General features: G+C 34.2%; 29 protein-coding genes and 1 other RNA gene. 13 read left to right on the top strand and 17 right to left on the bottom strand.

Annotation, left to right across the window (positions count from 1 at the left end; all coding sequences use genetic code 11):
• Positions 1-8: 8 nt before the first annotated feature.
• The 3 genes from AC6EIW_RS00640 to AC6EIW_RS00630 all read right to left on the bottom strand — a co-directional run bounded on the left by AC6EIW_RS00640 (position 9) and on the right by AC6EIW_RS00630 (position 751).
• The gene (locus AC6EIW_RS00640; protein ID WP_498520720.1) at positions 9-167 is read right to left on the bottom strand and encodes a hypothetical protein; all 159 of its coding nucleotides are present in this window, start codon (positions 165-167) and stop codon (positions 9-11) included.
• Positions 168-334: 167 nt separating this feature from the next.
• A complete protein-coding gene (locus tag AC6EIW_RS00635; RefSeq protein ID WP_498462511.1) occupies positions 335-481 on the bottom strand; it encodes a hypothetical protein in 147 nt (48 codons plus the stop codon).
• A 90-nt stretch (positions 482-571) separates the two neighbouring features.
• A complete protein-coding gene (locus AC6EIW_RS00630; protein ID WP_498507032.1) occupies positions 572-751 on the bottom strand; it encodes a DUF8633 family putative protein in 180 nt (59 codons plus the stop codon).
• Between the two features lie 967 nt (positions 752-1718).
• Between AC6EIW_RS00630 and AC6EIW_RS00625 the strand changes: the two genes are divergently transcribed.
• Both AC6EIW_RS00625 and AC6EIW_RS00620 read left to right on the top strand, forming a co-directional pair.
• On the top strand, positions 1719-1931 hold the full coding sequence (locus tag AC6EIW_RS00625; RefSeq protein WP_498520719.1) for a hypothetical protein: 213 nt from the start codon (positions 1719-1721) through the stop codon (positions 1929-1931).
• A gap of 316 nt (positions 1932-2247) precedes the next feature.
• Complete coding sequence (locus AC6EIW_RS00620) at positions 2248-2598, top strand: hypothetical protein (protein ID WP_498520718.1); 351 nt, start codon at positions 2248-2250, stop codon at positions 2596-2598.
• 489 nt (positions 2599-3087) lie between these two features.
• On the opposite strand, the gene ssrS is transcribed toward AC6EIW_RS00620, so the two are convergent.
• Both ssrS and AC6EIW_RS00610 read right to left on the bottom strand, forming a co-directional pair.
• Positions 3088-3269: non-coding RNA, 6S RNA (gene ssrS / locus AC6EIW_RS00615), on the bottom strand.
• Positions 3270-3290: 21 nt separating this feature from the next.
• Positions 3291-4436, bottom strand: a complete 1146-nt coding sequence (locus tag AC6EIW_RS00610; RefSeq protein ID WP_498520717.1) for a 5-(carboxyamino)imidazole ribonucleotide synthase — start codon at positions 4434-4436, stop codon at positions 3291-3293.
• Positions 4437-4726: 290 nt separating this feature from the next.
• Between AC6EIW_RS00610 and aroB the strand changes: the two genes are divergently transcribed.
• Positions 4727-5833 (top strand): 3-dehydroquinate synthase, encoded by a 1107-nt coding sequence (gene aroB / locus AC6EIW_RS00605; RefSeq protein WP_498520716.1) that lies wholly within the window; start codon positions 4727-4729, stop codon positions 5831-5833.
• On the opposite strand, the gene AC6EIW_RS00600 is transcribed toward aroB, so the two are convergent.
• The gene (locus AC6EIW_RS00600; RefSeq protein WP_498520715.1) at positions 5826-7028 is read right to left on the bottom strand and encodes a class I SAM-dependent methyltransferase; all 1203 of its coding nucleotides are present in this window, start codon (positions 7026-7028) and stop codon (positions 5826-5828) included. The genes aroB and AC6EIW_RS00600 overlap by 8 nt on opposite strands.
• An 86-nt stretch (positions 7029-7114) precedes the next feature.
• Here AC6EIW_RS00600 and AC6EIW_RS00595 point away from each other — a divergent pair, with 86 nt between their 5' ends.
• Positions 7115-7867, top strand: a complete 753-nt coding sequence (locus AC6EIW_RS00595; protein WP_498520714.1) for a TPM domain-containing protein — start codon at positions 7115-7117, stop codon at positions 7865-7867.
• Positions 7868-7900: 33 nt separating this feature from the next.
• Here the strand turns inward: AC6EIW_RS00595 and AC6EIW_RS00590 are convergent, their stop codons facing one another.
• Positions 7901-8743 carry a TIGR04168 family protein gene (locus AC6EIW_RS00590; RefSeq protein WP_498521663.1) on the bottom strand — a complete coding sequence of 281 codons (843 nt, stop codon included), beginning with the start codon at positions 8741-8743 and terminating at the stop codon, positions 7901-7903.
• Between the two features lie 62 nt (positions 8744-8805).
• Here AC6EIW_RS00590 and nadA point away from each other — a divergent pair, with 62 nt between their 5' ends.
• Positions 8806-9777, top strand: a complete 972-nt coding sequence (gene nadA / locus AC6EIW_RS00585; protein ID WP_498521662.1) for a quinolinate synthase NadA — start codon at positions 8806-8808, stop codon at positions 9775-9777.
• Between the two features lie 8 nt (positions 9778-9785).
• Entirely contained in the window at positions 9786-10340 is a 555-nt protein-coding gene (locus AC6EIW_RS00580) for a DUF1543 domain-containing protein (protein ID WP_498520713.1), read from the top strand.
• On the opposite strand, the gene AC6EIW_RS00575 is transcribed toward AC6EIW_RS00580, so the two are convergent.
• From AC6EIW_RS00575 to AC6EIW_RS00560, 4 genes are read right to left on the bottom strand one after another with little or no spacing between them, the layout of a single operon-like run.
• Positions 10341-11645, bottom strand: a complete 1305-nt coding sequence (locus AC6EIW_RS00575) for a S41 family peptidase (RefSeq protein ID WP_498520712.1) — start codon at positions 11643-11645, stop codon at positions 10341-10343. It lies immediately after the preceding gene.
• A gap of 53 nt (positions 11646-11698) precedes the next feature.
• A complete protein-coding gene (ispG, locus tag AC6EIW_RS00570; RefSeq protein WP_498520711.1) occupies positions 11699-12922 on the bottom strand; it encodes a (E)-4-hydroxy-3-methylbut-2-enyl-diphosphate synthase in 1224 nt (407 codons plus the stop codon).
• A gap of 49 nt (positions 12923-12971) precedes the next feature.
• Positions 12972-13538, bottom strand: a complete 567-nt coding sequence (locus AC6EIW_RS00565) for a uracil-DNA glycosylase (protein ID WP_498520710.1) — start codon at positions 13536-13538, stop codon at positions 12972-12974.
• Entirely contained in the window at positions 13535-13939 is a 405-nt protein-coding gene (locus AC6EIW_RS00560; protein ID WP_498520709.1) for a lactoylglutathione lyase, read from the bottom strand. The genes AC6EIW_RS00565 and AC6EIW_RS00560 overlap by 4 nt, the downstream gene beginning before the upstream one ends.
• Before the next feature lie 100 nt (positions 13940-14039).
• Between AC6EIW_RS00560 and AC6EIW_RS00555 the strand changes: the two genes are divergently transcribed.
• The 5 genes from AC6EIW_RS00555 to AC6EIW_RS00535 are packed head-to-tail and all read left to right on the top strand — an operon-like array spanning position 14040 to position 19103.
• Positions 14040-15218 carry a pyridoxal phosphate-dependent aminotransferase gene (locus AC6EIW_RS00555; protein WP_498520708.1) on the top strand — a complete coding sequence of 393 codons (1179 nt, stop codon included), beginning with the start codon at positions 14040-14042 and terminating at the stop codon, positions 15216-15218.
• A 13-nt stretch (positions 15219-15231) separates the two neighbouring features.
• A complete protein-coding gene (locus tag AC6EIW_RS00550; protein WP_498520707.1) occupies positions 15232-16143 on the top strand; it encodes a putative selenate ABC transporter substrate-binding protein in 912 nt (303 codons plus the stop codon).
• On the top strand, positions 16140-16874 hold the full coding sequence (locus AC6EIW_RS00545; RefSeq protein WP_498520706.1) for an ATP-binding cassette domain-containing protein: 735 nt from the start codon (positions 16140-16142) through the stop codon (positions 16872-16874). Before AC6EIW_RS00550 ends, AC6EIW_RS00545 begins: the two co-directional genes overlap by 4 nt.
• 3 nt (positions 16875-16877) lie before the next feature.
• Positions 16878-18431 (top strand): PhnE/PtxC family ABC transporter permease, encoded by a 1554-nt coding sequence (locus AC6EIW_RS00540; protein ID WP_498520705.1) that lies wholly within the window; start codon positions 16878-16880, stop codon positions 18429-18431.
• Between the two features lie 24 nt (positions 18432-18455).
• Positions 18456-19103: a GDSL-type esterase/lipase family protein gene (locus AC6EIW_RS00535; protein ID WP_498520704.1), complete on the top strand. Its 648-nt coding sequence runs from the start codon at positions 18456-18458 to the stop codon at positions 19101-19103.
• Between the two features lie 4 nt (positions 19104-19107).
• On the opposite strand, the gene AC6EIW_RS00530 is transcribed toward AC6EIW_RS00535, so the two are convergent.
• From AC6EIW_RS00530 to AC6EIW_RS00520, 3 genes are all read right to left on the bottom strand, one after another.
• Complete coding sequence (locus AC6EIW_RS00530) at positions 19108-19851, bottom strand: TIGR00297 family protein (protein ID WP_498520703.1); 744 nt, start codon at positions 19849-19851, stop codon at positions 19108-19110.
• A 63-nt stretch (positions 19852-19914) separates the two neighbouring features.
• The gene (locus AC6EIW_RS00525) at positions 19915-20679 is read right to left on the bottom strand and encodes a 16S rRNA (uracil(1498)-N(3))-methyltransferase (protein WP_498520702.1); all 765 of its coding nucleotides are present in this window, start codon (positions 20677-20679) and stop codon (positions 19915-19917) included.
• 6 nt (positions 20680-20685) lie between these two features.
• Positions 20686-21135 carry a DUF3531 family protein gene (locus tag AC6EIW_RS00520; RefSeq protein WP_498520701.1) on the bottom strand — a complete coding sequence of 150 codons (450 nt, stop codon included), beginning with the start codon at positions 21133-21135 and terminating at the stop codon, positions 20686-20688.
• 115 nt (positions 21136-21250) lie between these two features.
• On the opposite strand from AC6EIW_RS00520, the gene AC6EIW_RS00515 reads away from it, so the two are divergent.
• Both AC6EIW_RS00515 and hslO read left to right on the top strand, forming a co-directional pair.
• The gene (locus AC6EIW_RS00515; protein ID WP_498520700.1) at positions 21251-21877 is read left to right on the top strand and encodes an ABC transporter ATP-binding protein; all 627 of its coding nucleotides are present in this window, start codon (positions 21251-21253) and stop codon (positions 21875-21877) included.
• A gap of 16 nt (positions 21878-21893) precedes the next feature.
• Complete coding sequence (gene hslO, locus AC6EIW_RS00510; protein ID WP_498520699.1) at positions 21894-22793, top strand: Hsp33 family molecular chaperone HslO; 900 nt, start codon at positions 21894-21896, stop codon at positions 22791-22793.
• A gap of 4 nt (positions 22794-22797) precedes the next feature.
• Here hslO and AC6EIW_RS00505 read toward each other — a convergent pair whose 3' ends face one another.
• From AC6EIW_RS00505 to AC6EIW_RS00495, 3 genes are read right to left on the bottom strand one after another with little or no spacing between them, the layout of a single operon-like run.
• The gene (locus tag AC6EIW_RS00505; RefSeq protein ID WP_498520698.1) at positions 22798-23487 is read right to left on the bottom strand and encodes a CPP1-like family protein; all 690 of its coding nucleotides are present in this window, start codon (positions 23485-23487) and stop codon (positions 22798-22800) included.
• Between the two features lie 54 nt (positions 23488-23541).
• Positions 23542-25209 (bottom strand): peptide chain release factor 3, encoded by a 1668-nt coding sequence (locus AC6EIW_RS00500; RefSeq protein ID WP_498520697.1) that lies wholly within the window; start codon positions 25207-25209, stop codon positions 23542-23544.
• Between the two features lie 36 nt (positions 25210-25245).
• Positions 25246-25929 carry a class I SAM-dependent methyltransferase gene (locus AC6EIW_RS00495; RefSeq protein ID WP_498520696.1) on the bottom strand — a complete coding sequence of 228 codons (684 nt, stop codon included), beginning with the start codon at positions 25927-25929 and terminating at the stop codon, positions 25246-25248.
• Positions 25930-25971: the final 42 nt, after the last annotated feature.

Genomic DNA, 25971 nt, shown 5'->3' with positions numbered 1-25971 from the left:
AGTAATTTTTATCCAACACGGCTCCATTTATCCTGATAAGGTAGTTGATAATCTTCCTTACTCATTGGGATCCAACTCCAATCGGTGCATATAGATATTTGATAACAAATTACGTACAAAGCTAGAATTGCATTTAATGAATTGATATGCGAAATAGGTGTATCCATGATCTGATAGTTTATAAATACATTGTAGCTATAATATTTTTAGAATTGAACTCCCAATCAAAAAAGTGGCCATTAACATATAAATTAGTATGAATTAATAATTAACTATTAAAAAATCCAATTATATTTAATAAACATTAGAAATTTAATATTCCCGAAATAAGTATTTACTTACTATTAATAATTGGAACTGTAGGATGATCATATGGATCATCATTTAAAATAGGTGCACATACTTGACGACAAGACTTTCCCTGCTCATCCTCAATACAAACTTCTAAACATTCAAAATATCTGTCTTGTGCCGTTTTCATATTTTTTTTTAATCAGAAGTATTTAAATATACTATTGAACGATTAAATTTCTCGATAAGTTAACAAAACTTTTTTAGGTAAATGCACTTATTAACGGTCTTTTAAGTGAAATAATATCTCTGAAGATCTTTTATTAGCATCACACGCTAATGCACATTCTGTTAATTCTTTGTTAGCAAGAAGTTGAATTATTCTGGTCATATCAACAGAAGATAATTCTCCATCAGGACTCCATTTAAGCGTGGTTTTTCTTTGAATGGGTTTGGTCATATCACTCAAATGAAACTAAGGTATATTTGCACAGTTTTTAAAATCTTAATTTTTTTTTAGATTATTTTTATTTTTTAAAAGAAGAAATTTAATAAGTGTAAATACCAATTCAATTATTACCCGACAGGTATTACTTTAATAATTATCTTAAAAGAGAACGATAATTTTTTAATTAAAAATATCTATCAAATTTTTATAGATACCCAATACAGGAAACACTTATAAAAAATTGTTGTATCGGCAATTGAGGAAAAAAGATAAAGTTTTAACTGGAGGAAGAAGAGCTTAATTCAGAAATTTCAGATTTTTCACTCTGATATTTATGTGTTTTAATTTTTAGGTCTTTAATAAAGAACTTAGCGAATTGTTGAGTTTCGTTTTTTGGCATCGAAGATAATTTTACTAAATGTTTTTTAAACTAAAGAGATGTTTTAGCTCCATATAAGATAGCGAAAAGAAATGAATACCGTGTGTGAAAACCGAACAGAGATTTATTGAAGGTTTGATTAATTTTTTACTTCTAAGGTTGATGGATTTCTTATAAACCCTTATATGGGTAGAAAAAAATTAATTAAGAGCCCGAAAAATATCATATATACAATTTAAATCCGTCTAATAAAAAATATTTAATCTTATCGTTTAATTTTAGTTGGTAGATCTTGTCCAATTTTTTCTAACCTTAGTTTTTTTATCGCCTCTAAGTACAAAAAGCATTAGCAGTGGCGCAATTCCCATCAATGGTACTATGAGATTCATAGCATAGTTATGGGTTTCTTCCATTTTAAAATATTGATAATTATAAATTCTAGTAAAATTTTAAAATGTGTTAATGCGTAGAAATCCTTATTAGGGTTAATAGACCATTTAAATACAGTGCAATAAATTTAGATTTTAAAAATGAATGATATTCCTGCTTTTTCTATTTTTTGTAGATAGAATAAAATGAATGATTTTTGGCGTAATAGAAATGAGCGTTAATTCTTTTAATATTAACTATTTATCTCCTACAGGATTCATTGGTTTTTGGATCTTATTCATAGGATTAATCTTTACAGGTGTTTTGTTCTATTTTGTCTTCTTTAGGCTTAATGAAGATGAAGATTCATACAAGGATAAGGAAAGGAAAAAACTAGAAATAGAAAATCAAAAACAAAGGATAGCTAGGCTTTACCCAAAATAAAACACTATCAATTGAAATGTATTAAGCCATAAAGTTTAGTCCTGTTTAAACAAAATAGATTAATATTGGGAACCTAAAAAAGCATAATTAACTTTTAAATTTTTGATCTCTTTTTAAAAAGTCATAAGACTTAAATCTCATGAAAAGTCGAAAAGAGCTCAAAAGATGAGAAGTAAGTTTTTAAAGCAGACTGATCAAGCTTCTATTACATCTCGTTTTTCTTCTGGAGATTTTGGTTTTTTGGGCTAATAAAAAGAGATAATAGGATGATAAAAATAAGGCTTCTGTTTAATGGGAGGCTATTTTAATTAAATCTATGGCTTCGAATCAAGGAAACACTGGTATTGGCATGAATGAAAAATCCCCATTTTCATCAGCCGAGAAGCAGGTTCCCGCAGCTTTAACAATGATGGTCGACTCAATGACGAGCATGGTAGAAAGAGCAAAAATTGATTTAGAGAATGCTGATCAACGAGCTAGAGCTGATTTGGAAAACATAGATCAAAGGGCAAGAAAAGACGTTGCACTTCTCGATCAAAGAGCAAGAGAGGATCTACAAAAAGTTGATCAAAAAGCCAGAAGGGACATTGCCATTCTTGATAAAAGGGCACGAGAAGATCATGAGTTACTTAGAAAGGTTCGCCAAGCTAAAGGATTGGCCTCTTGATATCGATTGTTCATATGTCCCAAACGCAAGATAAAAAATAAAAATATTTTTGTATGTTTGATTAATTTTTTTCTAAAAATACTTGGATTAGGGCAGGGAGAAGAAAGCCTAACTTTAATTTGATAAAAAAACTTTGGAACAATATTTTTAAATAGCTATAAAGCTGCTGGCCTAAAATCTTCTTCCAAAATTGTATACAACCAATTACATTAATTCATTACTACATAAAATATTTAAATAATTAAAATAAAACACAAGGAGCAAACATCAGATAAAGCCTAATATCAAGGAGAAAAGTAATTCAGGCTAAAGAATGATTTATTTCTTTAGCGATCAGTCCTTTAATTATCACATCAATCTGTCGATTGTTCAATTCACATAGTGGAATTAAATGTTTGATACTGCAAATGGATAAACACTTTGGTAGAGCAAACCCGATATGTCAACTCAAGGAAACTGCTAAGGCCAACTATGGAAGTTGATTAAGGAATTAGTACCGCTTTGCCGTAAAGCCCAAGAAGCATCGACCTGGAAGAACCAGAGGGGGAATCAAAGTGAGGCTTCGTTTCCAGAACCAGCTGGTATACGTTGCTTTCACGACAGCTTCCCCAAATCGAAAGAGAGTCAGATCAGAGCACTTTAAAAGGCTTTTACCAACAAAGCAGTACTAGAACAATCTAAAACAAATCTCATCAAGAAGTAGGCCATATTGACCTTATGGTTTTTAAGACATCTAATGCTTCTTTTTTTCTAGACAAGGCATCTTTATGATTCAAGAGATAGGTAACGTGTCCAAGCTTCCTTCCTTTTTTTTCTTCTTCTTTTTCATACCAATGAAGATACACACCAGGAATAGCCCGTAAATTATCCAACCTCTGAGCGAGTGTTATTGGATAGTCAGCTTGCAAGCCAAGCAAGTTTGCCATTAAGGCGCCATTCACAAGCATTTCAGGCGTAGGCACATCAATACCATAAGTGACACATATTTGCTGATCAAACTGGCTGCTAGAACAAGCATCTATCGAAAAATGACCTGAGTTATGAGTCCTCGGAGCTATTTCATTTACAAGTAATCCTTCAGATCCATAGAAAAATTCAATAGCAAGAACTCCAACATAGTCCAACTCAGCCAACAAGGAAGATACGATATTTTTCACCATAAGATCAACGTCATGATTTATATCTGCTGGAGCCAGGACCCAGTCACATACTTGTTTGGATTGGTATGTCTCTACGATTGGCAAACTTCGAACAATTCCTTTTGAATCCCTACTAGAAACAATTGATAATTCTTTATCGAAAGAGACCCATTTTTCTAACATCCATTGCTCCTCCTTTTGAACCAGAAAAAATTCTTGAAGTTGTTTTAAATTTTTAATAATTTTAGTTCCTTTCCCGTCATATCCGCCTTTGGCAGCTTTTGCCATCAATGGAAATTCCCAATCGGAAGGGATTTCCAGTTTCGATGATTTTTCTAAAGGTATAGGAAACCAATCAGGACAAGGAATATCAAGACTGTTTAACAACTCTCTTTGAGTTATTTTATTAATTAAAGGTTTTATTGATTGAAGCCTGGGGACAAAAGAAACTCCATTATTTTGAAGAGAAAGTAAACTTGGTATATCAATCCACTCATTTTCAAAAGTAATCAAGCGAGTCTTTTCCGCAAGAAGTTTTGTACCATCTGCATTAGTAGGATTAAGAAGAACTACTTGATTTGTTTTTTTGGCAGCAGGATCAGTTTGAGCTGCCGTCTGAACAACGACATCAACATCTCTTTTTTTTCCAGCCTCAACAAGAAGCATTGCCAACTGTCCTCCACCCACAACCCCAATCATTAGTTCAAGACCTCATTTTTAAAGCTTTGTGCACTTGTAAACAAACATCAAAAATTTCGTACTAACAAAAACAAATAAGTACGAATTTTGATTTTAATAAAAACATCCTTTATTCACAACCTAAAGAATATTCCACTGTGTGATTATTATGATCCCAAAATAAATACTTAATGCATACGAACATATATCATTGGTTTATGAATTATGTTTATCAACTATAAAGTTACTTCCATCTTTTGGTGGTTTAGCCTTGATAAGTCATCAAAAAAGAATCTTACATCCTTACAATTGTGAATAAAGACAACCTCCATATAAAAGTCTCTTTAACTAGCAACCCATACGAGATAGTGATAGGAGAAAATAGTCTTGAATGCTTAGGAGATGAGCTGCGTAAAATTGGTTTTAACGATGGGCTAAAAATATTAGTCGTTTCTAATAAGGAAGTCTCAGATCATTACAGTGATTGCATAATTAAAAGTCTAATTAAAAATAAATTCAAACCAAGACTTCTAATATTAAAAGCAGGCGAAGATCAAAAAAATCAACTTTCTATAGATTTAATCCACGACGCGGCTTATGAAGCCAGGTTAGAGAGAGGATCATTAATGATTGCGCTTGGAGGTGGTGTAATTGGAGACATGACTGGATTTGCAGCTGCTACTTGGTTGCGTGGAATACATGTAGTCCAAATCCCATCAACTTTACTTGCCATGGTTGATGCATCAATTGGCGGTAAAACAGGCATAAATCATTCAAAAGGTAAAAATCTCATAGGTGCTTTTCATCAACCTAAATTGGTGTTGATAGACCCCAATACATTATTTACTCTCCCAGCCAGAGAATTCAAAGCAGGTATGGCCGAAATAATAAAGTACGGAATCATATCAGACCTAGAACTATTCGAACTTCTAGAGAAGGAAGACAATATATCTGATCTTTCAAGAATAAATGAGAGGCTGCTAATAGAGATAATTAAGCGTTCTGCAAAATCCAAGGCAGAAATTGTTGTAAAAGATGAAAAGGAAAGTGGAGTTAGAGCATTCTTAAATTATGGACATACATTTGGCCACGTAATAGAAAATCTATGTGGTTATGGGAAATGGCTTCATGGTGAGGCTGTAGCAATGGGAATGGTTGCCGTGGGTCAACTAGCTCTTCAAAGGGGACTATGGGAAAAGATTGACGCAAACAGGCAAAAAAGATTAATAGAGAAAGCAGGTTTACCAACAAAGTGGCCTGGGCTTGAACTAGAAAGTGTTCTAAGTTCACTTCAAGGAGATAAGAAAGTCAAAAACGGCAAAGTGAGTTTCGTTATGCCCTTAAAAATTGGTGAAGTAAGTTTATTTAATGATATCTCTAATCAAGAAATACATGAATGCTTGCAAAACCTTAGTTAATTGGCTCTTCAAGAAAACGATTACTTAAAGCCAGATCATAACTATTCTCCTTTTGGAAAGCTAACCACCTAAATTCCCCCAGTCCCGTTGGATCAACGAGCCTCAACAATGACTCCCTTCGATTTAAAGCGGCCGATAAATCTTGACTACTCATATTTTGAAGAGAAAAAAGAAATTTTGAAAGTCCTAATGCCAATAGAGCCTGTCCCTGCCTAGTCTCACCCATAAACTTCCATCCGTTGGTAATGGCATAATTAATAGTTGATTCAATACATAAATGAGCTGTTAAATCACTTAAACCAGGGTCTTTCAAAATATCTGAATTTGCTTTTTGATTCCTGTAAGAAATAAGAGTACCGTCCTTTCTAATTGCGCTGTAATATCGCCTCGATTCCATCGCATAATCGACAACTAATAAAGAGCCATTGATTAATATCTTAGATAATCTTTCAAACAAATTAGGCAAATCACAATGCCATTCAGTAATCCATCTGTCACAAATACCCTTTGGTGGAAACTCAATGTTTAAAAGACTATTCGAATTCTGCAAAAATTTCATAATTTCTGAAGTCGGTCTGAGGTCAACAAACTCCAATAGATATTCATCATTTACTTTTTTCAAAGAAACTCCTTGTCTAAAAACATTATTCTCGGTAAAGACTAATCTCTCTACTGGTAAAGCATCTAAAACCTCATTTGCAATAACTACCCCTGTCACTGGCCTTAAAATAAGATCTTCTATGTTGCTCCACCGAAGATTAATTCCCTCTAAGTTATTAACTACTTTTTCTTGTCGTTTTTTCATACCTAAATTTAACTCAATTAAAACAAGCTCAATTCTACTGATTAAAGCAGGTGAAATTTCAGCAATAGCGACTATTAAGTCTCTCGATAAAGTTCCTTCTCCTGGTCCAATCTCAACAAGAGAAAGTAATTCGGCTTTGGTTCCTGATTTTTCTAAATCTAAAAACCAATCAACAATTTGAATAGCTAACAAACGTGCAAAATCATTACCCAAAGATGGTGAGGTGCAAAAATCTCCATCCCTTCCAATATTCAATCTCCCAGTTGAATAAAATCCATTTTCAGGATCATTTAAAACTAAATCCATATACTCGTGGAAACTTATTGAGCCACCACAATCAACAATCCGTTCGATCAACCACTTTGGGCATCTCGCAGTCGGGTCAATCATGATGGAGAATATGTTTAAAGAGAATTAAGCACATGCTAAAAAAATCATTTAAGAAAGTCATAATTTTCTGCCTGGGACTAGTGATAATGTTTTCAATGGGAGAAGGCACATTTGCTTACGATAATCCTGAACTCTTACCAAAAGAACAAACACCAATAATCGATCTTGCAAAGGCTCTCAGTCAGAAACAACGATTAGATTTAGAAACCTCACTTAATACTTATGAACAAGAGACTGGATGGAAAATAAGAGTTTTGTCGCAATATGAACAAACTCCTGGTTTGGCTGTCAAAGACTATTGGGATCTTGATGAGACAAGCTTACTCATAATTGCCGACCCTAGAGGAGGGAATTTGCTTAGTTTTAATGTTGGGGATGCATATTTTGCACTAATGCCCAGAATTTTTTGGGTGGAATTACAAACAAGATTTGGAAACCAATTTTATGTAAGAGATAACGGTGAGGATGGTGCAATATTAGCTTCAATCAAAGCAGTTGAAACCTGTTTAGATCGTGGTGGTTGCGAAGTGGTACCTGGCCTACCTCAGGAACAATGGCAATGGACATTGTTAACCTCTCTCTTGGGTGGAATCATTGCAGGTTTCGCTGCTTCTCCAAGAAAAGGTGATGAATCATTTTCATTAGGCTGGCTATTGCTCCTCTCACCTCTTTGGATAATGCTATTTGGAATTTTTGGCATTGCTCCTGTAGTAACAAGAACTAATGATGTTTTGCCTTTAATGAGAAATGTTCTGGGATTTATTGGTTCTGCTGTTGGTGCTTATTTGATTGCAGAAAAAAAATTTAAGGATCCTGATTTAAATGAGCAAATTAAGTGAAAACGTTTAGCCACAATTTAAATTAAATCAACACTAATTGTTTTGATTCAATAAAATCTCTTTATAAGCTAATGATGCATCATTCCTGAACCATCTATGGGATACATGCATCAGCTTGCCGTTCGAAAACTCAACCCAAGAGAAATGACATAAATTTTCTCCTGCGGAATCAATACCTCTTCTGGGAACACAAGCTGCATTTAAATATGATGTACCCCATAGATCTTGAGTAAAAGTTTTTCTTGTACGATTTCCCCCAATTCTTAATTGATGATGCGTGTGACCGAACACGACTAATTCTGGGACCCTAAATTTACGAATTTGATCTATTGCGATGCCAAGATCTTTATCGCCCCAATCCATTGATGGCAATTTCCAATCTCTGCCACAAAGGCTTGATGACTCTGACCCAAGCCCAACTGGTCCTGAATGAGCAAGTATTAATAAAGGGGAATCTAATGGTGCAGACTTGGCAGCAGTAACGATCCTATAGACAGATTGATCAAGGCTTACCTCCCCGAACACAGACTTAACTTCTTGTGTTAAGAAAAAACCACCACCACCACTGCAAGGTCTGGCTCCAACGACTGACAACTCACTTAATTTCCATTTAGACAATTTCCAGGCACAATTCTTATCACCTAACAAATCCAGTTGTGCTTTTAAGATTTCGCCAGACCCGTCTTTCCCTCTATCGTGATTTCCAAGTATTACTGATGTGGGAATAGAAATTTTACTTATTGCCCGAACAATTCTTAAATCACCATCTGACAAGTCGCCAACAAATAAAACCCCATCAGGATTTAACGCCAAAAGCAAATCCAGATCATCCTGACTCCATGACCCATGCAAATCCCCGGCGATAGCAATTCGGATATCTGACAGATTATTTAGGAAATTAACCTCTATACTGCCCCAACACGTTCATTTGGAAACTAATTACCACTGTTTCCTATTACAAGACTGATACATCAGTCTCAAATAAAAGCAATAATCTCATTGATGAGATCAATTCTTTGCGTAAAAAAAGAAATGCAATAATTCTTGCTCATTACTATCAAGAGCCTGAGATACAAGACATAGCTGATTTCATCGGAGATTCTCTTGAGTTATCTAGAAAAGCCTCGGAGACAAATGCTGATGTAATTGTTTTTTGTGGCGTTCACTTTATGGCTGAAACAGCAAAAATCTTATGTCCAAATAAAACTGTTCTTCTTCCTGACTTTGATGCTGGGTGCACACTTGCAGACGACTGCCAGCCAGATGACTTCCAGAAATTTTTAGATAAACATCCAAATCATTTTGCAATTAGTTACATAAATTGCAGCGCCGCTGTAAAAGCAAAAAGCGATTTAATTTGTACAAGCAGTAATGCTGTTGATCTTGTAAAACAATTACCCAAAGATTTACCAATTTTATTTTCCCCAGACAGGAATCTTGGTAGATGGGTTGAACGTCAAAGTGGCCGAAAGTTAACCTTATGGCCTGGAAGATGTCTCGTACATGAAACTTTTAACGAAGAATCTCTTTTAAAGTTAAAAATAAAGAACCCAACAGCAGAGGTACTTGCCCACCCAGAATGTCAAGAGAACCTATTAGATTTGGCAGATTTCATAGGTTCAACAAGCAAATTACTGAATTACTCTAAAGATAGCGAGAATGATAAATTTATCGTTCTCACTGAGCCAGGAATAATTCATCAAATGAGATTAACAGACCCTTTAAAGACCTATATAGAAGTACCTGGACTAGATGGGTGTAGTTGCAATGAATGTCCATACATGAGAATGAATACATTAGAAAAAGTATTAAATTGTCTAAAAGAAATGAAACCAGAATTACACATGGACGAACAAATCAGATCAATGGCCTTCAAGCCACTGAAAAAGATGCTGGATATGAGTAATTAAATTAACTTATGAATTTATCCCTTTTTATTGTTGTATTAGGGGGAAGATGCTTAAAAAGCAATATAGAAATACACGATGTAAGGTGGGTTCTAGGTAAAACAATAGAGGATACATTTACTGAGCTTAGAAAACAATGGGTGGGGAAGAGAAGTGGACTTCACATTGATAGTTATAAGTGTGTTAAATATGTTGATGGATATGAAATAGTCATATCTAAATCCAATAAAGATAGTTTAATTCGTCAACCAATAGAAGATTTTTCACTTTGGTTTGTTAATTTAGGCGGATACAATCCAAAAAAGATGTATGAAGAACATGAATTCAATTTAATTGTCGCAAAAAAAGCTATTGAGGCAAAGAGAAAAGCCAAAAAAATTTGGGTATCAAATTTAGATTTAAAACATAATGATGATTACTCAGGTATTCATTATTTAAAAAGTATTGACGATTTACATCCTATAAAAATAAAGAATTGGGAAATAAATTTAATCCCAGATCCAGAAAAAAGAAGTGATAAGCTGATTCCAGACTGGTATGGATATAAAAGAATTGATAAGTTTTAGCTATTTTTTCAGGGCGAATCCTAAATTAGATTTTAAGGGGTTATAAGAATTTTTATCACCTTCAAACTTATACTTTTTAAGCAATATATCCTCAGCCGCAACATATTGACTATCTTTTAAAGTTCCTAGATCTGAATTTGTTAATTTATTTTTATCATTCAACAAAAGATCTACTCTAATATCAGGTTCAATTCCATTTTTATTAATATCTTTGCCACTTGGTGTTAAATATTTAGCGACTGTAACTGTTAGTCCAGAGCCATCAGATAGAGATCTAACAGATTGAACTAGTCCCTTACCAAAAGTCTTCTTCCCAACCAATACTCCTCTTTTGTTATCTTTAATTGCTCCAGAAAGAATCTCGCTAGCACTCGCAGATCCTTCATCGATTAAAACTACCACTGGTCTTTTAGTTAGAGCTCTACTTTTTGCTTTTCTAATATCAGTAATACCATCTTTTGTTTTAGTACTAACAATAATTCCTGTGTTTATCCATTGTCTAGCTATTTCAATACTTGCCTCAAGTAAACCACCAGGGTTACTTCTAAGATCTAACACATAACCAAAAGGTTGTTGTTTTTCTAATTTATTAATCGATAAACTCATTTCTTTTGGAGATTTTGCATTAAATTGTTTCAACCTTAGATAACCAATTTTTGCTCCTATAACTGTATTATTAATTCGACTATCAACCACATTAATTTCAATTCTATCTCTTATTAATGAGACATTTAATAACTCTTCGTCTCTAATAATACCTAGTTCAACTTTCGTTCCTTTTTTACCTCGAATAAGTTTAACGGTACTATCTATACTCAGACCTTCGATAGGATTACCGTCGATAGATACAATTATATCCTTTGGTTTAATTCCTGCTTGAAAAGCTGGAGTTCCTTCTATTGGCGAGACAACAACAATTTGATTAGTAACTTCATCTAGAGAAATTTGAATACCTACTCCCATCAACTCACCCGTTGTATCTATTCTCATTTCATTGAATTCTTTAGGATCTAAAAATCTTGTATAAGGATCATCTAATCCCTTCAACATGTCTTTTATGGCAATATATGCATCTGCATTATCAAAATATTTAGTTGTTAGTATCTCCTTTCTTAATTTAATCCAATCTTCTGGATTATATTTTCCTGAATAGTCCAAAAAGTCGCGATATATAATTTGCCATACCTGATCAATAATCTCTTTTGGATTATTAGTAATCAAAGTAGAAGAATTAGCCTGGAAGGGAAAAGATGGCGAAGGGAAAATAGCTATTAATAAAAATATTTTTAAAAATCTATTCAACATAATTATTAAATAATTTTTCTAAGAATAAAACAATTAAAATATATTTTCTATTTTTATGGGTCTACCCATTTACCATCTTCTTTAATTAAATCAACCAAGGCCTGAACACCTTCATCCTCAGGTACCCTCTTGATTTCATCTCTATTTCTATAAAGGGCAATGGTTCCAACCCCCTTACCTACATAACCATAGTCAGCATCTGCCATCTCTCCAGGTCCATTAACAATACAACCCATAACTGCTATATCTAGTCCTGTCAAATGAACAGTAGCTGCTCTTACTTTCGCCACAACTTCTTCTAAGTTAAACAATGTTCTACCGCAGCTAGGACAACTAATATATTCAACCATGGTTTTTCTAAGTCCAACTGCTTGCAAAATCGAATAGGCAACCGGTATTTCCTTCTCAGGTGCCTCAGTAAGGGAAACTCTTATTGTGTCGCCAATCCCCTCCGATAATAACGTTCCTATTCCAGCTGTACTTTTTATTCTTCCATAATCTCCATCACCAGCTTCAGTTACACCCAAATGCAAAGGATAATTAAATCCCTCTTTATCCATAGTGTCGGCCATCATTCTATAAGCAGCGAGCATGACTGGAGGTCGCGAAGCCTTCATTGAAACTACAATATTGTGAAAATCTAATGAATCACAAATTCTTATAAATTCCATTGCTGATTCAACCATCCCATAAGGTGTATCTCCATACGCAAATAACATTCTCTCTGCTAATGATCCATGATTAACTCCTATTCTAAGTGCCTTGTTTTGCTCTTTTAAAGTATTAACAATTGGTTCAAATTTTTGAATAATCTTCTTTTTAACTGCTTTTATTTCATCATCTGTAAATTCAGTTCTATTTGGATCAGGTCTTTCAAAGACAAATAATCCTGGATTAATACGAACTTTATCAACATGCTTTGCAACCTCTAAAGCTATTTTCATTCCATTGTGGTGAACATCCGCTACCAATGGAACTGGTTGATAAGTACTAGCTAAGAGTTTCTTGATTTCTCCAACAGCTTTTGCGCTTGCAAGAGTTGGGACCGTTAATCTGACAATCTCACATCCTATTTCATGCAATCTTCTTATAGCAGCAGTAGAACCCTCAATATCCATCGTATCTTCATTAATCATTGACTGAACACGAACTGGATTATCCCCTCCGATGCCAATATCTCCAACCATTACAGGTCTAGTATCTCTACGAATAATTCTGGTGCTATAACGCTGTGAAACATTATTTTCTTTCTTATCTTTTTCCAGGGTCGCAATCATGAGTTAACAATTGAGCCTCTTTAATAAACAAGAATGACATATCTGAGGGCTATTTTAAAGTATCAATTTTTTCTTTGATTTTTAAAAAATCCGATTTAGTTAACCTCATTGGAGAACCATCCTCTTTTGATTGATTTCTGAGTAAATAAGCTGGATGAAAAATAGGCATAACAAGTCTTCCATCCCAATTAATCCATTTACCCCTGAGAATGCTTATTGGGGACTTATTTTTTAAAATTGCTTCTAATGCTGTAGACCCAACAAGAGCTATGATTTCTGGATTTATAAGTTTGATTTGTTGATACAACCAGGGAAGGTTTTCTTGAATTTCAACCTTTGTTGGGCGTCTATTTTTTGGCGGTCTACATTTGACCACGTTGCAAAAATAAACATCTTGGCTGATATCAATCCCCGCATTTTGAAGCAATTGATCTAGTAACTTTCCAGATCTTCCGACAAAAGGCTCTCCTAACTCCTCCTCCTTTGCGCCCGGAGCCTCTCCCACAATCATCAACTTAGCTAAGGGGGTTCCTCTTGATACAACGATTTTGTTTATGGGATTGCCTAAATTAAGAACATCAGAAATATCCTTATCAGGGTGGATGTTATTACTCATATTAAAGCCTCCATATCTGATCTACTTGAACGATATGGCACCAAAATTAAGAATTGATTTTTTTCTGGATCAAGCATCCATTGCTCAGAACCAAAGTTTGCCAATTTTGCGATTCCCTTAGCTCTACCCCCTATTTTCAAGATCTCAGATTTCCAGCTTTCTATGATTTTTGAAGGATCTTTGCAAGGTTCGCGTTGAAAACACAGTGAAGTTGAGTTTCCTTTCCTTTGCCATTCGTAATTTTCATTAGGTAGATAAAAATGTATTTTGGATCGATTACTTAATGAAATAAAATAATGAGTTTCATTGAAACCTTTATTCACCTTGTCAGAGTTGATCTTGGCATAAAATCCCGACAATTCTTTTGGGTTTTTAGAAGCGATTAGGAAGTTTATGTTCATCAAAGGCATGCAAGTATCTAATTAAGTAGTAAATTTGTAATTACATCAATTCACTTTAAAAGTGAATCTAAGAAATACATTTTGAAGTTATGCTTCGAAGATGACTGAAAAATCACAGATATCTAAAAGAGCTCTCTCTATAAAACCTTCTCTAACTCTTGAGATCAGCGCAAAAGCTAAGGCTTTAAAAGCTGAAGGGAAAAACATTTGCAGTTTAAGCGCTGGAGAACCTGATTTCGATACCCCAGAATTTATTATCGATGCCACTTTAAAAGCATTAAAAGATGGAAAAACTCGTTATGGACCTGCTGCTGGAGATCCAGAATTAAGAGAAGCAATTGCCCAAAAGCAATCAGATATTAATAAAGTTCCCACAAAAAAAGACAATGTTTTGGTAACAAATGGAGGGAAGCAAGCAATATATAATTTATTTCAAGTAGTACTTAATCCTGGAGATGAAGTCCTTATACCTGCACCATATTGGCTTAGTTATCCAGAGATAACCCTTTTAGCTGGTGCCAAGCCAATTAAAATTAAATCTTCAACTAAAGATAATTTCAAAATAGATATCAATTCTCTAGAAGAAAACGTAACTGAAAAAACAAGGTTATTAATTATTAACTCTCCAAGTAATCCAACAGGCTGCGTTTTAACCGAGCAAGAAATGAATATTATTTCTGAGTTTTTAAGAAGACATCCAAGAATTTTTTTAATGAGTGATGAAATTTATGAATTTCTTATTTCTCCAAATCAAGTTCATCACAGTTTCGCCAAAATAGCACCAGATTTAAAAAATAGAATTTTCACAGTCAACGGTTTTGCCAAGGCTTGGGCAATGACTGGCTGGAGGATTGGATACCTAACAGGAAATACAGAGGTAGTAAAGAAAGCCATTGCTTTACAAAGTCAAAGTACAAGCAATGTATGTAGTTTTGCTCAAAAAGGAGCCATTGCCGCACTTCAGGGCTCAAAAGATTGCGTTCATGAAATGGCAGAAATTTATAACAAAAGGAGGTTATTGATAACCGAAAGACTAAAAAAAATAAAAAATATTTCTTTTGTTCCTCCCACTGGAGCCTTCTATGTTTTCCCAGAAATTAATCTAGAGGGAATAGATTCAATAAGTTTCTGTAAATTGGCGCTAGAGAAGGTTGGCCTAGCGATAGTTCCAGGGATTGCTTTCGGAGATGACAAATGCATAAGAATCTCATATGCATCTTCAATTAAAATGATCAACGATGGAGTTGATAGGTTGGAAAAACTATTAAATGATTTTTAAATAACTAAAAAAAATGAATCAAGCAGAAAGAACAATAAAGTTCACTAAAGTATTGTTTGCCCTTTTATCAATACTTAATCTATCTAATGTTGGGTCATTAAAAGCAGAGGAAATACTTCGCATTGGGGCGATACCAGATCAAAACCCAGAGCACCTGAATCGTTTATATAAAGTATTATCCTCTGAATTAAGCGAGCAGCTCAATGTTCAAGTCCGTTATTTACCAGTTACTAACTATGCTGCAGCCGTAACAGCTTTTAGGACCGGGAATTTGGATTTAGTATGGTTTGGTGCTTTAACGGGTGTACAGGCAAGACTTCAAAGCAAAGGATCCAAGGTAATAGCACAAAGAGATATTGATAAGAATTTCCATAGTGTTTTTATTGCAAACAGTAAAAGTTCAATCAAAAAAATAAATAACATAAATGACTTAAAAATACTAAAAGGCAAGCGTTTTACTTTTGGCTCTGAAAGTTCAACATCAGGAAGATTGATGCCACAATATTTTTTAAACAAAGCAGGAGTTCAACTTAAAGATTTCAAAGGTGCAAGCCCTGGCTTTAGTGGTAGCCACGATGCAACATTAATGCTCGTGCAAAGTGGTTCATATGAGGCAGGTGCTCTTAGCGAAGAAGTGTGGAAGAGAAATCTTGCGAAAGGACGCGTGGATCCCTCAAAAGTCTTTGTAATTTGGAAGACTCCTTCTTATCATAATTATCATTGGCTTGCTCAAAGAAACCTAGATAAAAAGTTCAAAAGAGATTTTACGAAACAGCTTACAAATGTATTTTTAGGTTTCAATGAAAAGTCAAAAAAACAAAAACAAATTCTCGAATTATTTAGCGCAAAAAAATTTATAATATCAAAAAACGAGAATTATAATAAAATAGAAGAAGTAGGTAGAAAAATTGGAAAGATTAAGTGACTAAGTTACTAGAATTAAAGAATATAAGCCATAGCAGTAAAGAAATTATTAGATTAAAAGATATTAATTTAACAATAAATCAAGGTGAGAAGATAGCGCTTATTGGCAAGAGTGGTTCTGGCAAAAGTACATTAATCTCGATTGCAAATGGATCACTAATACCAAACGAAGGGAATGTAATATGGAAAGGTTCTCACATTAACAGTATCTCAGATATTGAGTCGTCAAAAATAGGAACTATATGGCAGGATTTATCTTTGATAGAAGAGCTAAATGTCGCACAAAATATAAACTGCGGTGCACTAGGCAAACACAATTTCATATGGGCATTTAAAAATCTCCTGGGAGTCTTAGATAAAGGTTTATGCCAAGAGTGCCTAGCAGCAGTCTCTCTCCCTAAAGAAACTATTTATTCCTATATAAATAAACTTTCTGGTGGGCAAAAAAAAAGAATAGCAATTGCTCGTCTTTTAAGACAAGAACCAGAGATTCTTCTTGGAGACGAACCTTTCTCAAATTTAGACCCGCTATTATCAAAAAATATATTAAATTTATTAATTAATCAAAAAAATTATCTTAGAATTAAAATCCCTGAGACCATACTTATAAGTCTTCATCAAATAAATTTAATAAATAATTTCAATAGAGTTATTGCGTTAAAACATGGAGAGATTGTAATAGATAGAGAAATTCATAATATTAATCAATCAGAGCTTGATTGGCTATTTTAATTCATGATGAAATTAATAAAACCAGTATCAACTTTATTAACATTAATCCCATCAATCGCCTACATTCCCATTCTAATAGAAATCATCAAAGGATTTCATTTTGGGGGCCTATATATCATATTTCTTTTTATAAGATCAGCTATAAAACCATCGTTCAATCAAGAAGTAGTTAAAAGCGCATTGGAAGGACTTCAAATAACAATTGCTACTGCTTTAACTAGCTGGGTTATCAGCATGCTTTTTGGAATTCTTTTAGGTTTACTATCTACAGATTTATTTTGGAAAAGTATTCCTAAATTTTCTTTTTTAGGTAAATTTATAAAATACTCATTAGCAATTCCAAGATCAATACATGAAGTAGTTTGGGGCTTGCTATTTATACAAATTTTAGGTTTGAATATTTGGGTGGCAATTATATCTATAGTCATTCCCTATTCAGCCTTAACCGCAAGAGTAATTTCAGAGCAACTAGATAGTTTTAACATAGAACCTCTAGTAGCAATTAAGCAAACAGGATCTAATTTTATGGGCTCATTTATAACTATTATACTTCCAAAGTTAACACCTATCGTATTTACATATGGAAGTTACAGATTTGAATGTGCAATTAGAGGTGTAACATTACTTGGAATATTTGGATTAGGAGGTATAGGAACAGAACTATATTTAACCTTAAAGTCCTTTGAGTTCAATGAAATGTGGACTTGTTTGTGGATGCTTTGGTTAGTAATAATTTTATTAGAGAAATGTATAAGATTTTTAAGAAGTTATATATCTAAAAATATTAGTTTTAAGAATTCTCTCTTAATTTTAATCTCAATATTTTCACTATCTCTATCTTTAGGCATTAGTTTGCTTTATAAGCTAAATTTTGAGATATTTACTCCATTAAGCTTTTTCTATTTGAATTTACCTTCCTTCTTAGAAATAAGAAATGGATTTAATACCTTACCTCTGTTTAAACTAATCATTACAACAATTTTAATAACTTTTTTCGCATCTGGTATTGCAATAGGGACACCTCCACTTTTACTAGTATTATTCCCAGGTAAATTCTCTTTAAAAGTTCAAAATTTTATTTGGATCTTCTTTAGATTGATACCTCCTCCATTGACCACTATACTTATTCTTCTTTTTACTAATCCTAATATATCTGTAGCCGCATTATCACTAGGAATTACACATATGGGTGTCATGGGAAGATTACTTACAGATAACATACTAAATCAAGAAAAAAGTATTTATCGAGCAATTAAAAGCAATGGTTCAAAAAAGAAATCAGCAACACTTTATGGAATATTAGTCCCCCAAAGTAATAGTTACTTAGCTTATGGAGCATATAGAAGTGACGTAATCCTAAAGGAAACAGCAATTATAGGTGCAGTTGGAGGAGTAGGATTAGGGTGGCAATTACAGGAATCACTAAGCTCATTCGATTGGGCTCAAGTCATCATAATAACTGCTACTTTCTCTTTATTAACAATTTCAGGGGAGTTTTTATTTAACACTTCTCAAAATTATTGGTTAAAGAATTCAACCAACAATTTCATTAATTAGTTATTTTATTCAACATATGTACTTATGAATAAATATCAGAAAAAATTAATCATAATTGGAGATAGTGGGGTTTACGGATGGGGAGATCTAGAGGGAGGGGGTTGGTCTGAGAGATTAAGACAAAACTGGTTAAATTTAGATGGTGCTCCTATAATTTATTCTCTTGGAGTAAGAGGAGATGGATTAGAGAAAGTTGCTATAAGATATAAGAATGAGTGGGCAACAAGGGGAGAGTTAAGGAGAAAAGTTCCTGAAGGTATTTTGTTATCAATTGGATTAAATGATACCGCTAGGATTGGAAGAAAAGATGGCAGGCCCCAACTTTCCGAAGATGCTTTTAAATTTGGCTTAAAACAATTAGTAAACGAAATTAAGAATGAAGTAAATATAATGGTTACTGGATTAACACCTGTTAATGAAGACTCAATGCCTTTTGCAGAATGTCTTTGGTATTCAAACCAAGCTTGTTCTAAGTATGAAAATAAAATTGAAGAAACTTGCTTAGAATTAAATGTCCCATTTTTATCTATTCATGAAAAAATGATCAATTTATTATTTTATAAAGAACTACTCTCATCAGACGGAATACATCTGAATACTAAGGGTCATAAATGGATTTACGAACAAATTAGTGAATGGCCAGCATTAAAGAGTTGGGCTGATTTAAGATGAATATTTAAACAAAATTCAAGTATAAAAAGATAGAAATAATAGCTGCTATAGATGTTTGTATAGAGTTCACTAATTCATTAGTCATCCAATCAATCTGATTTTGCACCACTGCTCCAATATAACTCTCCAGAAAAGTTGCCAAATAGCCAGATAAGAAAACTATAAAAGCAACTGATAATCCAGAAATGATGGATAGATTAAACATAACCAGGGTCATGATAAGACTTCCCAACAACCCTGCCATCGAACCTTCGATGCTTATTGCCCCTTCTGTCCCTGGTGATACAGGCTTTAAGGTCGTAATAAGAAAAGTTCTTTTACCAAATCTTTTGCCAATTTCACTTGAAAATGTGTCTGAAAGTTTTGCACTAAAACTGGAAGCAAAACCTACCATGAATAAATTTAAAAAATTTGGCCAAAGACAACTTAATAAGGCGAGCGAGCAACCTGTGGCTGCAGACCCCCATACATTTTCAGGCCCTCGTTGACCACCTCTTGCTTCAGCAATCCCTCGGGAAGCTTTATTTTTGTATCCAATTTTTGTAACTAAAGTTCCCAACAAGAGATATACACAAACTGATATCCAACCATTCCAACCAACAGATCCTAATAAAAGTGTTCCAAGTATTCCAGCATGAATCCAACCTTTCTTAGTTAAAAATGGAAGCCTATGTCCTAAAAATATCAACAAGAAATTTACCAAAAAAGCATTAAACCAAATACCGCTTATAAAAGAGAAGTTAGCCATAGTTTCTAATCAGCATGCCTATTTCTAAACAATAGACGGTTTTATGTTCAAAAATTTTCAATCTTAAAGGGATGATTTAACTCTTCTCCATGAAGTCATTAACTGACAGGCACTTACAGCAGCTGTTGATGTCCTCAAAATAGTTGCCCCCATAGACACCCCAGATAAGCCAGATTCAAAAGCTAATCCCTCTTCATCTTTATTCCAGCCTCCCTCTGGGCCAACTACCACCCAAACTTGATTGACTTTATTTGGTGTTTCTTTTAACCAATTCACACATTCTTGTAAGTTTTGAATGCGTGTTGTGGCAAATCCAATTTGAGCGTCGGAAGGCAAATCATTTATCCAATGGGGGAATGTCAATGCGTGCATTAGTTCTGGACTCCAGAGTCTTTCAGATTGCTCAACGGCTTCATGAATAATTTTTTGAAATCTAATAAATTTTTCGTTGTTGCATTCTTTAACTACTGATCGTTTTGAAAATAATGGTTGAATAATGTCAACACCTATCTCACAACTCATTTGCAAAAAGTTTTCAAACCCTTTTTTAGGAATAACTACAGCAATGCCTATTAATGGAATCTCTCTTGAAACGACTTGAATAGGTTTATCAAAACCATTAGTAAGTTTTATAGTTTTTTTTTCAACAATTTTTGCGTTCCAAAGATGACCTTTTCCATCAACAACCTCTAAAAGATCTTCCGATCTCATCCTCATAACCCTAGATAAATAATGTGATTCATTGGAGGTCAATATCAACTCTCCATTTGAATCGATTTCATCACTTAATCGATTTGGATTTATAAATAATCTTCTTTTCTCAGCCATAGAAATCTAATCTGTTGAAGAAAAAATTGCATCAGGATGTTCTTCTACTGGCCAATCTTCATTTACTCCTCCGATAATTAGCTCCTCTATTTTTACAACATCAACATCCATTTGTTTAAGTACATTTATCAAAACATCTATTGCGATGAGGTCAGAAGTACCTAAATCGACCCAACATCTAGCCCAACACTCGTTAAATTCAAATTCTCCAAGATTATGCATTAATGATGGAAGACTAGAAGATGTATCTTCATTTTCATAGCTCATCCAACTGACATCAGAACCAATTTCATGCGTTTGCAAATTTTCAGAATTAAATCCCCCAAGTCTCCCTAGCACATACCAAGAATCAAAAATACCATCAACGTATTCTTTTTCTCCCTTACTTGGGACCTCTGAATATCTAAGCCATATCCAACAATTGAAAGGATCAACTTCACGAAATCGAACTTCCATAAACAATAGATCTTAAAAAAGAAAAACTAAAAGATATCAAACACAATCTAATGTAAATTGATTAAAGAAAATCAAAAAATCTTTATTTAATTGATCAAAACCTCAGTAAAAAAGAATGCTTTGTTTAAAAAATATTTATTACCATCCCTCAACATCAGAGAAACCAATCCTTAGAGATTTGTGTTTAAAAACAAATACTGGAAAAATAACAATAGTTAGAGGACCCAGTGGAAGTGGAAAAACTACACTAGTAGAAATCATTAGCGGTCTATCTGGATATCGAAAAGGGGAAATAACATGGTTCGACAAAACTCTAAATGCACGTCAGCGAAGGTCATTATGTGGATTAGTTTTCCAATTTCCAGAAAGATATTTTCTTGGATTATCGGTAGCTCAAGAATTACGACTTGGACATAAGAGGTTAACAACAGAAGAACAAATTTCAGCTCTTACAAAAGTGGGTTTAATCAATTTAGATTTAAAGAAGCCGCCAGAATCTCTTAGTGGAGGACAACAACGCCGACTAGCTATTGCTGTTCAATTATTAAGGAGTCCAAAAGTACTTTTATTGGACGAGCCAACAGCAGGTTTAGATTGGTCAGTAAAAAACGGAATTATAGAATTACTCGCAAAGCTTAAAAACAAGCAAACTATCTTAATAGTTACACATGAACCAGAACTTTTTAAAAATTTGATTACCGAAAATTATGAGTTGCAAAATGGTCAACTTATCCCTGAGTAAACAATTAAATTAATCAATGACAGATTCACTAGTTAGAGCTACTGCTGCGAAAGGAGGGATCAGGCTAGTCGCCGTATCAACAACTGAATCAACAAAAGAAGCAAAAGAAAGACATTCTCTTTCATATTTAACTTCTGCAATTGTAGGTAGGGCAATGAGTGCAAGCCTCTTACTTGCAAGCTCAATGAAGGTAAATCATGGAAGGGTGACTTTGAGGGTAAGTTCAAATGGACCACTAAAAGGATTAACTATTGATGCAGGTAGAGATGGAAGTGTGAGAGGTTACGTTGGCAACCCAAGTCTTGAATTAGACCTAATTAAAAATAAAAGCAATCAATATACATTTGATTTTAAAAAAGCCACAGGCATTGGCTATCTTCACGTTATTAGAGATGATGGTAAAGGTGAACCGCACAACAGCACAGTTGAATTAATTAATGGAGGGATAGGTGAAGACATAGCCTCCTATTTACTACATTCTGAACAAACTCCATCAGCCGTGTTTGTTGGAGAGAGAATTAATCAGGATGGAATAGTTTGTAGTGGAGGCCTTTTAGCGCAAATACTACCAAAAGCTGAACGAGACTATTCATTAATAGCCCTACTCGAAGATAGATGTAAAGAAATCAACTCTTTTAGTCAATTATTAAACAAAAAAGGGACAAACCTTATTTCCCTAATTGAAGAAATTTTTCCTGATCTTGATCAATCACATTCAGATATTATTAGCACATCTCAAGAAGTTCATTTTAAATGTAGATGCTCAAGAGAAAGAAGCCTATCAGCATTGAAGATATTGGGGAAAAAAGAGCTTCAAGAAATGATAAAACAGGATGGGAAAGCAGAACTTACATGTCAATTCTGCAAAAATATTTATCTTATTAACGAAGATGAATTGTTATCTTTAATCGATTAGAGGATTAATCAAGGAAAATCACTCCTAACCAAAGTAAAAATACTGCGGGTATCGCCTCAAATTTATCTGAAGACAATGATCCAGCGTTGTCAATAAATGATTCCGCACCACCCAAAAGTAATGCACCAGATAGAAGTCCAATACTAAGAAGAAGAATGCACCAGAGGATAGAGGAAAAGAAAGGCCTACCTCTGCGAGACTGACTAATGAATAAGCCTATTGTTGAGAATGAAAGTATTAATTCAACGCTTTCAGAAGGCACAATTAAAACAAGTAAAAAAGCCAATATTCCAAAAGAAATTCTTATATTTAATTCTTGTCCAGAGGGCAACTCTAAGCTTGGTAAAAAATTAGATGTTGACGCCTCATATTTAGGAAGATTGAAATTTTTCAACCTAGTGAGAAGCGAACCAGGTCCTATGTCACCAACTTTCTTTGCTTCATTTTCTTTCTTTGATGCAGTTATTGCCTCGTTACTTGCATTACCAAGTTGTCTCGACTTAAGACTTACCATTAGCAATGAATCGTAAGCAGCTTCTATTTTTGCTTTAGTGATTTGGTCTTGTCCTGCCTCTATTAATTTTTTGTCCCTTGCTTCTTGAATAGCATCAAAACTTGCACCTTCACTTATTCCAAGTATCAAATATGGATCTTGTGAATTTGAATTTGATTGTGAATTAGTACCAGGATCCATAGATTTTCAAAAATGATTTATGAACTCTCTTTATTAGTTGGATACTAATCTATTTTAAAGGGAAACAGGATCAACACCACTGACAACCGGAGCAACTGAATTTAATTCCATTTCAGGATGATCTTCCTTTAACTGATTTAAATTCCATTCATTTTTAAAAAGCAGTACTGGTCTAAGCCAAGCATCCTGAACAATTTTGCAATTAAAAATCCTACCAACCTCCTCTAAAACAGGCCATCCTCCTTTTACCCATCTAGCAACTTGGAAACCCATTGGTTCAAGCCTAGTTTCCACTCCATATTCACTAGCAAGTCGATGTTGTACCACCTCAAGCTGAAGCTGACCAACTGCGGCCAAAATTGGATCTCTTTTGCTTTGATCTTTATCGTAAAGAATTTGGACTGCTCCCTCCTCTCTCAATTCATTAACACCTTTTCTAAAGTTCTTAAAAGCTGAAGGATTTGGATTTCGTAGCCAGCTAAATATCTCGGGGCTAAAACAAGGAATTCCCTCAAATTCAACTCTAGATCCAATAAATAATGTATCTCCAATAGAAAACATCCCTGGATTATTCAAACCAATAACATCACCAGGGTAAGCATCATCAACAACGGCTCTATCTTGTCCAAAAATCTTTTGGGGCCTTGAAAGTCTGATTTGTTTACCCGTCCTAGCGTGTTGAACTGTCATATCTTTTTTAAACCTCCCACTACATACCCGCACGAAAGCAACTCTATCTCTATGTTTTGGATCCATATTGGCTTGTAATTTAAATACAAATCCACTAAATGATTCTCTTGTAGGAGAGATTGGTCCATCAAAGCTATTTCGAGCAACGGGTCCCTGAGATAGCTCAAGAAAATTATCTAAAAACGGCCTAACTCCGAAGTTGGTCATTGCAGATCCAAAAAATACAGGAGTTAATTCACCAGATGATATTAATTCTTTATCTAAGTCAAAACCAGCCTCATCAAGTATCTCAATCTCTTCAAGTGCTTTTGTCAATAGTTCTTCTTCTACTAAATTTTTAAGTTCAGGATCATTAACTTTCAACCTTATTTCACTAGATTGCTTTCCTCTTTCCGCTCGAGAGAATAAAACAACCTCGTTTGTTGCACGCTCAACAACACCTCTAAAAAGCTCACCACTTCCTATTGGCCAATTGACTGCAAAGGTTGATAACCCTAATTCAGACTCAATCTCATCTAATAATTCCAGCGGTTCTTGACCTGGCCTATCCATCTTATTGATAAAGGTAAAAATTGGAATTTGACGCATTCTGCAAACCTCAAAAAGCTTTCTTGTTTGTGGTTCAAGTCCTTTCGCTGCATCCTCAAGCATCACAGCATTATCAGCAGCGGCAAGTGTCCTATACGTATCTTCCGAAAAATCTTGGTGACCAGGGGTATCTAATAAATTAATAGTCTTATCCTTATATGCAAATTGTAAAACAGTTGATGTAATTGATATGCCTCTTTGTTTTTCAAGCTCCATCCAATCAGAAGTGACTTTTCTCTGTTCTCCTCTAGCTTTTACTGCTCCTGCTTGTTGAATAGCTCCGCCATAAAGTAAAAGTTTTTCTGTCAAAGTGGTTTTCCCTGCATCAGGGTGGGAAATAATCGCAAAATTTCTTCTTTTAGCAACCTCCGTACTTAAAGGTATAGTTACTTCTTGTTCTAAAATGTGATCTAAATTAGTTTTGTCTTGAGGAGTTGATTTCATTATTGTTTTTGGTTGTTCAATTGTTCAGAGAAAAGATTAAATACACCCAATAATCTCAAAATAAAGCTCATCAATTTGAAAAACCTCTAAATGAGACAGCCCTGCATCAACAAGCTGTTGAGATACTTCCTCAACTGTAAATGATGCCTTGAGAGATGCATAAAAATCCTTTTTTAGAATTTCTGGAGAATTTGAAAGTTGTTTTTCTTTTAGCTCAAATGCTTTCTCCAGAGAAGAAGGCCTTATTAAATCACGATGAATATGAATAGACTTTGTTTTACCAAGTTTTTTTAATGCATACCAAAAACAATAAGGATCGTGAAAATGATGCAGAGCACTATTACTGACTAGGACATCAGCTTTGTAAGGAAGATTTATATCACCTGAGGCTATCGAATTGATGTCAATCAATTTATAAGAAAGATTCTTAGTGAGATTGCCGGAAAGTCTGTTTTCTGCTTCATTCAACATTTCCTTTGAGCCATCAATCCCAACAACATTTACAAAAGGCCAATTTTTGGCAATTCTCTCTGCAATATTTCCTGGCCCACACGCCATATCAAAAATCAAATCATTTTTGTTAAGAGTTCTTCCTGCTTTTTTTAAATATTCTTCAAGCGATTTAACAACCATAGAATCACTCCTTGAGAAGTCCGCATCCGCATAAGCCCTTACCTGCGAAGGGATTTGCATAAGTTCTGGTTCTGGTGTTCTCTTCATTACTAAAAGAAAAAAATTTGTTTTTCCCTTGGAGCCCTGTAG

Source organism: Prochlorococcus sp. MIT2308 (assembly GCF_059772345.1).
This window is presented reverse-complemented; position numbering and strand designations above follow the sequence as displayed.

Coding starts and splice junctions, on each gene's coding strand:
- AC6EIW_RS00640 (WP_498520720.1), bottom strand. CDS start 167: ATGGATACACCTATTTCGCATATCAATTCATTAAATGCAATTCTAGCT.
- AC6EIW_RS00635 (WP_498462511.1), bottom strand. CDS start 481: ATGAAAACGGCACAAGACAGATATTTTGAATGTTTAGAAGTTTGTATT.
- AC6EIW_RS00630 (WP_498507032.1), bottom strand. CDS start 751: ATGACCAAACCCATTCAAAGAAAAACCACGCTTAAATGGAGTCCTGAT.
- AC6EIW_RS00625 (WP_498520719.1), top strand. CDS start 1,719: ATGAGCGTTAATTCTTTTAATATTAACTATTTATCTCCTACAGGATTC.
- AC6EIW_RS00620 (WP_498520718.1), top strand. CDS start 2,248: ATGGCTTCGAATCAAGGAAACACTGGTATTGGCATGAATGAAAAATCC.
- AC6EIW_RS00610 (WP_498520717.1), bottom strand. CDS start 4,436: ATGATTGGGGTTGTGGGTGGAGGACAGTTGGCAATGCTTCTTGTTGAG.
- AC6EIW_RS00600 (WP_498520715.1), bottom strand. CDS start 7,028: ATGATTGACCCGACTGCGAGATGCCCAAAGTGGTTGATCGAACGGATT.
- AC6EIW_RS00595 (WP_498520714.1), top strand. CDS start 7,115: ATGTTTTCAATGGGAGAAGGCACATTTGCTTACGATAATCCTGAACTC.
- AC6EIW_RS00580 (WP_498520713.1), top strand. CDS start 9,786: ATGAATTTATCCCTTTTTATTGTTGTATTAGGGGGAAGATGCTTAAAA.
- AC6EIW_RS00575 (WP_498520712.1), bottom strand. CDS start 11,645: ATGTTGAATAGATTTTTAAAAATATTTTTATTAATAGCTATTTTCCCT.
- ispG (WP_498520711.1), bottom strand. CDS start 12,922: ATGATTGCGACCCTGGAAAAAGATAAGAAAGAAAATAATGTTTCACAG.
- AC6EIW_RS00565 (WP_498520710.1), bottom strand. CDS start 13,538: ATGAGTAATAACATCCACCCTGATAAGGATATTTCTGATGTTCTTAAT.
- AC6EIW_RS00560 (WP_498520709.1), bottom strand. CDS start 13,939: ATGAACATAAACTTCCTAATCGCTTCTAAAAACCCAAAAGAATTGTCG.
- AC6EIW_RS00555 (WP_498520708.1), top strand. CDS start 14,040: ATGACTGAAAAATCACAGATATCTAAAAGAGCTCTCTCTATAAAACCT.
- AC6EIW_RS00550 (WP_498520707.1), top strand. CDS start 15,232: ATGAATCAAGCAGAAAGAACAATAAAGTTCACTAAAGTATTGTTTGCC.
- AC6EIW_RS00540 (WP_498520705.1), top strand. CDS start 16,878: ATGATGAAATTAATAAAACCAGTATCAACTTTATTAACATTAATCCCA.
- AC6EIW_RS00535 (WP_498520704.1), top strand. CDS start 18,456: ATGAATAAATATCAGAAAAAATTAATCATAATTGGAGATAGTGGGGTT.
- AC6EIW_RS00530 (WP_498520703.1), bottom strand. CDS start 19,851: ATGGCTAACTTCTCTTTTATAAGCGGTATTTGGTTTAATGCTTTTTTG.
- AC6EIW_RS00525 (WP_498520702.1), bottom strand. CDS start 20,679: ATGGCTGAGAAAAGAAGATTATTTATAAATCCAAATCGATTAAGTGAT.
- AC6EIW_RS00520 (WP_498520701.1), bottom strand. CDS start 21,135: ATGGAAGTTCGATTTCGTGAAGTTGATCCTTTCAATTGTTGGATATGG.
- AC6EIW_RS00515 (WP_498520700.1), top strand. CDS start 21,251: ATGCTTTGTTTAAAAAATATTTATTACCATCCCTCAACATCAGAGAAA.
- hslO (WP_498520699.1), top strand. CDS start 21,894: ATGACAGATTCACTAGTTAGAGCTACTGCTGCGAAAGGAGGGATCAGG.
- AC6EIW_RS00505 (WP_498520698.1), bottom strand. CDS start 23,487: ATGGATCCTGGTACTAATTCACAATCAAATTCAAATTCACAAGATCCA.
- AC6EIW_RS00500 (WP_498520697.1), bottom strand. CDS start 25,209: ATGAAATCAACTCCTCAAGACAAAACTAATTTAGATCACATTTTAGAA.
- AC6EIW_RS00495 (WP_498520696.1), bottom strand. CDS start 25,929: ATGAAGAGAACACCAGAACCAGAACTTATGCAAATCCCTTCGCAGGTA.